This window comes from Erwinia sp. MYb416 (genome assembly GCF_037479575.1).
Lineage (GTDB): Bacteria > Pseudomonadota > Gammaproteobacteria > Enterobacterales > Enterobacteriaceae > Erwinia > Erwinia rhapontici.
This window is the reverse complement of the sequence record NZ_JBBGYT010000068.1, coordinates 1-551: the sequence shown is the minus strand read 5'-3', so window position 1 is coordinate 551 and position 551 is coordinate 1. Positions and strand designations below refer to the sequence as shown.

1 protein-coding gene is annotated in these 551 nt (G+C 62.1%); it reads right to left on the bottom strand.

Going from position 1 to position 551, the window contains the following annotated elements:
* Positions 1-34: 34 nt before the first annotated feature.
* Positions 35-551, bottom strand: a 517-nt coding sequence (gene araD / locus WH277_RS00590) for an L-ribulose-5-phosphate 4-epimerase AraD (protein WP_339503762.1), incomplete at its 5' end; no start/stop codon positions are given.

Genomic DNA, 551 nt, shown 5'->3' with positions numbered 1-551 from the left:
CGCCCTGGACTTCCGGTCCGCCCATTGCAGGCCATTATTGCCCGTAATACGCCCCCGCCCCGTGCTTACGCAGATAATGTTTATCCAGCAGCACCTGCTGCATATCACGCATCCCCGGCGTCAGCTGGCGCGAGAAAATCCCCATATAGGCAATTTCTTCCAGTACCACCGCGTTATGCACAGCGTTATCCGCGCTGCTGCCCCAGGCGAACGGTCCGTGGGCGTTGACCAGCACCGCCGGGATTGCCGTCGGGCTGATGTCGCGTGAGCGGAAGGTGTCGATAATCACTTCGCCGGTGTTGTGTTCGTAATTTTCAGCGATCTCCTGTGGCGTCATCAGGCGCGTGCAGGGGATGGTGCCGTAGAAATAATCCGCGTGGGTGGTGCCCCAGGCAGGCAGATCCAGCCCGGCCTGCGCCCAGATGGTGGCATGGCGCGAATGGGTGTGCACGATGCCGCCGATATCAGCACACGCCCGGTACAGCGCCAGGTGGGTGGCGGTATCGGAAGAGGGCTTCTTGCTGCCTTCCACCGTGCGGCCGCTTTCCAGC